The following is a 6614-nucleotide window of genomic DNA, read 5'->3' on the forward strand; positions in this document are numbered from 1 at the left end:
CGGGCACCCCGAGGGCGCCGTCCGCGACTTCGTGCAGGCGCTGGCCGCCGAGGGCACCTCGGTCCCGCCGGAACGGCCCGCCGAGCCGCGGCCCGTCCCGGCCGGACCCGACGCGTCCGGCCCGCAGGTCGCGCTCCCGGCCGACTACGAGGCCGAGGTCCCGCTGCCCGAGCCCGCCGCGGCCCCCGCCGCCCCGGTCCCCGCGGCCCCGGCTCCCGCCGCGCACGCCGAGCCGGACCTCGGGACCGACACCGTCGCGGTCGCGGCCCGGACCCCGGACCGCAGGCAGCCCTACGTCGAGCTCGGCATGAACGACGAGGAGTACCGGCGGGTCCGGGACATCCTGGGCCGCCGCCCCACCTCCGCCGAGCTGGCGATCTACTCGGTGATGTGGAGCGAGCACTGCTCCTACAAGTCGTCCAAGGTGCACCTGCGCCAGTTCGGCAGCAAGGCCCCCAGGACCGACGCGCTGCTGGTCGGCATGGGCGAGAACGCCGGTGTCGTCGACATCGGCAACGGCTGGGCCGTCACGTTCAAGGTCGAGTCGCACAACCACCCGTCCTACGTCGAGCCCTACCAGGGCGCGGCGACCGGCGTCGGCGGCATCGTCCGCGACATCATGTCGATGGGCGCGCGCCCGGTCGCCGTGATGGACTCGCTGCGGTTCGGCCCCGCCGACGCGCCCGACACCCAGCGCGTGCTGCCGGGCGTCGTGGCGGGCATCGGCGGCTACGGCAACTCCCTGGGCCTGCCCAACATCGGCGGCGAGACCGTCTTCGACGCCTGCTACGCCCAGAACCCGCTGGTGAACGCCCTGTGCGTGGGCGTGATGAAGCACGAGGACATCAAGCGCGCCACGGCCCCCGGCCCCGGCAACAAGGTGATCCTGTTCGGCGCGCTGACCGGCCCCGACGGCATCGGCGGCGCGTCGGTGCTGGCCTCGGCGAGCTTCGACGACGAGTCGCACGCCAAGCGGCCCAGCGTGCAGGTCGGTGACCCGTTCACCGAGAAGCTGCTGATCGAGTGCTGCCTGGAGCTGTTCGGCGAGGACCTGGTCGTCGGCATCCAGGACCTCGGCGCGGCCGGGGTGTCCTGCGCCACCACCGAGCTGGCGGCGGCCGGGACCGGCGGCATGCACGTGGACCTGGACGCCGTTCCGCTGCGCGACTCGACCCTGCGCCCTGAGGAGATCCTCATGAGCGAGTCGCAGGAGCGCATGATGGCGGTCGTCGAGCCCGCCAAGGTCGAGCGGTTCATGGAGATCTGCGGCCGGTGGGAGATCCCCGCCACCGTCATCGGCGAGGTGACCGACACCGGCCGCCTGGTGATGACCTGGCGCGGCGAGACCATCGTGGACATCCCGCCGGGCACCGCCGCCGACGAGGGCCCGGTGTACGAGCGGCCGTTCGCGCCGCCCGCCGACCTGGGCGCGCTCCAGGCCGACACGCCCGGCCGCCTCACCCGCCCGACCTCGGGCGACGAGCTGCGCCGCACGGTGCTGTGGCTGGCCGGCTCGCCGAACCTGGCCAGCAAGACCTGGGTGACGTCGCAGTACGACCGGTACGTGCTGGGCAACACCGTCCTCGCGATGCCGGAGGACGCCGGCGTCGTCCGCATCGACGACGAGACGGGCCTCGGCATCGCGCTGTCGCTGGACGGCAACGGCCGGTACACCCGCCTCGACCCGTACGCGGGCGCGCAGCTGGCGCTGTCGGAGGCGTACCGCAACGTCGCCGCCACCGGCGCCCGCCCGCTGGCCGTCACCAACTGCCTGAACTTCGGCTCGCCGGAGGACCCGGGCGTGATGTGGCAGTTCGCCAGGGCCGTCGAGGGTCTGGCCGACGCGTGCCAGTACCTGGGCGTCCCGGTGACCGGCGGCAACGTGTCGTTCTACAACCAGACCGGCGACCAGCCGATCAACCCGACGCCGGTCATCGGCGTGCTGGGCGTCCACGACGACGTCCGCCGCCGCGTGAACATGTCGCTGACCTCCGAGGGCGCGACGATCGCGCTGCTGGGCGAGACCCGTGAGGAGTTCGGCGGCTCCGAATGGGCGCACGTCGTCTACGGCCACCTGGGCGGCCTGCCGCCGAAGGTGGACCTGGCCGCCGAGGCCGCGCTGGCCTCGGTGCTGATCGCCGCGATGCGGGAGGGCCTGCTGACCGCCGCGCACGACCTGTCCGACGGCGGCCTGTCGCAGACGCTGGTCGAGTCCTGCCTGCGCGGCGGGCTCGGCGCGCGGATCACGCTGGCCGGGGACCCGTTCGTGGCGCTGTTCAGCGAGTCGGTGGCCCGTGCCATGGTCGCGGTCCGCCCCGGCGGCGAGGCCCGCCTGGCGGCCCTGTGCGAGCAGGCCGGGGTCCCGGTCACCCAGATCGGCGTGGCGGGCGGCGACGCCCTGACGGTCAACGGCTACGGCGCGGAGGGCGAGCACGAGCTGTTCTCGGTCCCGCTGCTGGAGCTGCGCGAGGCCCACGAGCACACGCTCCCGAGCTACGCGAGCTGACGCCCGGGCGCGAAGGCGCCCGTCCTCCTCGTCGGAGGCCGGGCGCCTTCGTGTTCTCCCGCATCGCTCCCCCGCGGAGCGGTCGGACGGCGCGACCGACCGCTCACGGCCCTCGCGCCGGCCTCGGTGGAGGAACGCGTCCCATCCTGGGCGCAACGGGACCGGGTCGATAGAAGCCGGGGCACCCAACGGCGGGCCCGGCGCTAGTGCCCCGGAACCAGTCTCAGGGCCGTTCGCGGGCGGCGGCGAGCAGTTCCGGCAGCGTTCCCCCGAAGTCCGGCAGCAGGTCCAGCAGCGCCGTCCAGAAGCCCGGCGGCGCCTCGCGCGCGGCCTCCTCCACGAGCCGGACGAGGCCGCCGAGGAACCGGTCCTCGGCCGGGGTGGTCCGGTGGGACAGGGAGTAGGCGAACACGAGGACGTCCCGGGCGGGACGGCCGATCGCCAGGACCTCCTCGTCCGGCAGGACGCCGGTGGCGTGGATCCGGTTCAGCACGCCCTCGGCGTTGTGGATCCTGTGCAGCGCGGTCACGGCGGCGCGGGCCGCCTCCGGACTCTGGGACGCCACCAGCTCGCGCAGGCCGGTCGAGCCGCGGGTGGGCAGGGCCCGGGCGAGCCGCGCGGGGAAGCCCGCGCGGGCGGCCAGGGCGCCCAGGACGTGGTCCGGCAGCGATCTCCGCCGCTGGGCCCGGACCAGCGCGCGCCAGTCGGGTGAGCCCTGCTCGCCGCACGCCGCCGTCAGCAGCGCCTCGGCCCTGATCGCGTCGGGGCAGGACCGCAGCGCCGCGATCAGGTCCGTGGGCCGCCGCGCCGGGAAACGGGCCGCCAGCATGCGGCGCAGGGGCACGTCGTAGACGGCCGCGCTCCGGTTGGTCGAGTCCAGCGACGGGTACAGCCCGTGCGCCCACACCCGCGTCGCGGGCTCGCACCGGGAGCCGTAGGTCCAGCGCGCGAACAGCTCGCGGGGCGGCACCCCGGACTCGGCGAGCCGGTCCACGATCATGGCCGTCAACACGCCCCGCGCCCGCAGGCTCCGGGCGGGATCCGCCATCGCGCCCAGCGTCCGGTCGGGCAGCCCGGCGGCCACCCCGGTCAGCACCGCGTCGGGGGCCTGGGCCAGGACGCGCAGGTCGGCGCGTTCGGCGGGCACGGCCGGGCGCCGCCGCGCCACGCGCACGAGGTGGTCGAACGTCCAGGGGTGCCCGGGGAGCGACGCGGAGGCCGCCAGCCAGGCGGACCGGTCGTCCCCGAGGCGGCTCCACAGCAGCACGCCCGCGCACTCCCAGAACGCGCGCACCTGCCGGTGGTGGTTGTGGTCGTAGCCGTCGACCGCGCGCACCAGCAGGTTCAGGTGCGGCGTGCCGAGGATCATCTCCTCCACGTTCCTCTGGGACAGCTCGGCCCGCAGGAACGACGGGCGCATCTCCCCGATCCGTTCCGCCGCGGCCCGGATCGCCCACCGGGGCGCCGGCGCCCGGCGCATGACGAGCCGGTTGGCGACCCCGCTGTCCCAGGGCGTCAGCAGCTCCGTGACGAACGCCTCGGGGCAGTCGGTCCGCGCGACCAGGACCCGGCGCTGCACCCGGCCGAACGGCGCGCGCCGGTGCTCGGCCGCCAGCCCCGCCCAGTCCAGCGGCCCCGACGTGTCCAGGACGGCGTCGCCGTCCAGCACCGAGGAGACCGCGCGCAGCCGTTCGGCGACCTCGGCGACCGGCCGCGCCGGGGGCCGGGGGGACGGGTGGGGCAGCTCCGCCCGGGCCGCGTCCCGCAGGTCCGGGGAGAGCAGCGAGGCCGCCTGCCACAGCAGCCTGCGATCCCACCCCGTCGGGTTCAGCGCTTCCCGCCGAGGCCGTGACCGACGGCGACGCCGAACAGCAGCCCGAGGGGCAGCCCGAGGGCGAGGTCGCCCAGCGCGAGGCCCAGGGCCGCGCCGAGCGCGAGCCCGACGCCGAGCCCCGACGCCCGCCGCGCGCCCGCCCTCTCGTCCCTGCCGTCCTCCATGCCCACCCCTTGGTCGTGGTCACCGCGAACGGGGATGGGACGCACGTCGCCGTGTCATGGTTTCCTCGCCCGGACGGTCATCGTTTGGCGTGGGAGGAGCCCAGGGCGACGCCCAGCGTGAGGCCGATGGCCATGCCGAACGCCGTGTTCTCCATCACGGCCGCGAGCGCCGCCCCGATGAGGACCCCGAGGACCAGGCCCAGACCGAGGCCCGACACCGCCTTCTTGTTCATCCGATCCCCCCTCGCCACACATGATCGATTCTGGCAGAGGGGGGAACCGGGTCAGGCGCCGATGTCACGCCCCCGCGCGTGCCAGACCGACACCACCGACGGGCGCGGCTGGTCGCCGTCGGGCCAGCGGCTGGCGGGCTTGTCGGGGCTGGCGCCGGTGATCTCGCCGGGGTGCTGGACCGCGACGAACACCGTCTTCTGGTCCTTGGTGATCAGCGGTCCGCAGGTCTCCGCGCCGTAGGGGACGGTGAGGAACTGCCGGACGTGGCCGCGCTCCCGGCCCTGCACCGGCATCGCGAACAGGCCGTCGTTGGAGCCCAGCGCGTTGCCGTCGGTGGAGATCCACAGGTTGCCGTCGGAGTCGAACGTCAGGTTGTCCGGGCAGGAGATCGGGCTGACCTTCGACTTGTCGTACCCGGCGAAGTAGGTCGCGGGGTCCTTGGGGTCCCCGGCGACCAGCGGGACGCTCCACCGGAACGTCGTCGCGCCCGCGTCGTTCCCCCGCTCCACGATCTCCAGGATGTGGCCGTGCTTGTTGGCCGGGCGCGGGTTGGCCTCGTCGACCTGCGCGGGGGTGCGGCGGGTGTTGTTGGTGAGCGCGACGTAGATCGCGCCGGTCCTCGGGTTGCGCTCGATGTCCTCGGGGCGGTCCATCTTGGTCGCGCCGACCTTGTCGGCGGCCAGCCGGGTGTGGACGAGCACCTCGGCGGCCGTCATGCCCGGCACGAAGCTCCGGTCGCCGCGCACCAGCGGGATCCACTCGCCGGACCCGTCGAAGGCGCCGTCGGAGGGGAGCTTCCCGGAGCCGTCGATCTCCGCCTGGGGGCTGTCGCCGGTGAACTTCGCCACATAGAGGGTGCCGTGGTCCAGCAGCTTCATGTTGTGGCGGCGCGAGCCCGGCACGTACCGGCCCGACGACACGAACTTGTAGATGTAGTCGAAGCGCTCGTCGTCGCCCATGTAGATGACGGCGCGCTTGTCCCGCGACAGGGTGCTGTTGGCGGCCTCGTGCTTGAAGCGGCCGAGGTGGGTGCGCTTGCGCGGGGCCGAGTGCGGGTCGAACGGGTCGATCTCGACGATCCAGCCGAAGCGGTTGGCCTCGTTGGGGTGCTTGGACAGGTCGAAGCGCTCCTCGACGCGGTCCCAGCGGCGGCTGTCCCCGGGGACGTTCGTGGGGATGCCGTACCGGTCGAACGCGGGCTTGACCTCGGCGGAGACGCCGTTGGTGGCCACGAAGTACTGGTTGAAGTTCTCCTCGGCGGTGAGGATCGTGCCCCACGGGGAGACGCCGCCGGCGCAGTTGTTCAGCATGCCGTACACCTCGCGGCCGCGCGGGTCGGCGGCGGTGCGCAGCAGCGGGTGCCCGGCGGCCGGGCCGGTGAGGACCATCCTCGTGTGGGCGGTGACGCGCCGGTTGAAGCGGCGGCGGCCCCGGGTGACCAGCTTCCACCGGCCGGTGCGTCCGACGCGCTCGATCTCCACGACCGAGCCGCCGTGCGCGGCCATCGCGATCCGGATCTGCTGCTCGGTCGCGGCCGCCCCGCCCTGGTAGCCGCGGAACATCAGCTCCTCGTCGGTGTACTCGTGGTTCACCCACAGCAGCGCGCGGTCGCGGCCCAGCGGGAAGAACGTGACGAAGTCGCAGTTGTAGCCGAACTGCCTGGCCTGCGCCTCGGGCGTCTGCCGGTCGAAGTCGAACTTCGGCGCGCCCGGCAGCACCGGGTCGCCCCAGCGCACCACGACCGACGCCTCGTACCCGTCGGGCACGGTGACCTTGTCGTCCTTGTTGGGCGCGACCGGCGTGAAGCGCAGCCGGTGCCCGCCGCCGCCCGGCCGGGCCGGGGCCGCCGGGGCGGCGGGCGCGGCGTACGCGGGGG

Annotated in this window: 5 protein-coding genes; 1 reads left to right on the forward strand and 4 read right to left on the reverse strand. The window is 74.5% G+C overall.

The genetic code is table 11. From position 1 onward, the window contains the following. Positions 1–307 precede the first annotated feature (307 nt). Positions 308–2506: a phosphoribosylformylglycinamidine synthase subunit PurL gene (gene purL, locus AKI01S_RS47685; protein WP_067833532.1), complete on the forward strand. Its 2199-nt coding sequence runs from the start codon at positions 308–310 to the stop codon at positions 2504–2506. A gap of 223 nt (positions 2507–2729) precedes the next feature. Here the strand turns inward: purL and AKI01S_RS47690 are convergent, their stop codons facing one another. The 4 genes from AKI01S_RS47690 to AKI01S_RS47695 all read right to left on the reverse strand — a co-directional run. Then, positions 2730–4175 carry a hypothetical protein gene (locus AKI01S_RS47690; protein WP_067833526.1) on the reverse strand — a complete coding sequence of 482 codons (1446 nt, stop codon included), beginning with the start codon at positions 4173–4175 and terminating at the stop codon, positions 2730–2732. Between the two features lie 158 nt (positions 4176–4333). Then, the gene (locus AKI01S_RS52365) at positions 4334–4504 is read right to left on the reverse strand and encodes a glycine zipper domain-containing protein (protein ID WP_169814146.1); all 171 of its coding nucleotides are present in this window, start codon (positions 4502–4504) and stop codon (positions 4334–4336) included. Positions 4505–4581: 77 nt separating this feature from the next. Next, positions 4582–4737, reverse strand: a complete 156-nt coding sequence (locus AKI01S_RS52370; protein WP_169814147.1) for a glycine zipper domain-containing protein — start codon at positions 4735–4737, stop codon at positions 4582–4584. Between the two features lie 51 nt (positions 4738–4788). Further along, positions 4789–6614, reverse strand: a 1826-nt coding sequence (locus AKI01S_RS47695) for a PhoX family protein (protein WP_067833529.1), incomplete at its 5' end; no start/stop codon positions are given.

It is taken from the genome of Actinomadura kijaniata NBRC 14229 (assembly GCF_001552175.1).
Taxonomy (GTDB): Bacteria; Actinomycetota; Actinomycetes; order Streptosporangiales; family Streptosporangiaceae; genus Spirillospora; species Spirillospora kijaniata.

Bases quoted from the DNA above. Each gene is read 5' to 3' on its own strand.
- purL (WP_067833532.1), top strand. From the start codon at position 308: ATGAACGACGAGGAGTACCGGCGGGTCCGGGACATCCTGGGCCGCCGC.
- AKI01S_RS52365 (WP_169814146.1), bottom strand. From the start codon at position 4,504: ATGGAGGACGGCAGGGACGAGAGGGCGGGCGCGCGGCGGGCGTCGGGG.
- AKI01S_RS52370 (WP_169814147.1), bottom strand. From the start codon at position 4,737: ATGAACAAGAAGGCGGTGTCGGGCCTCGGTCTGGGCCTGGTCCTCGGG.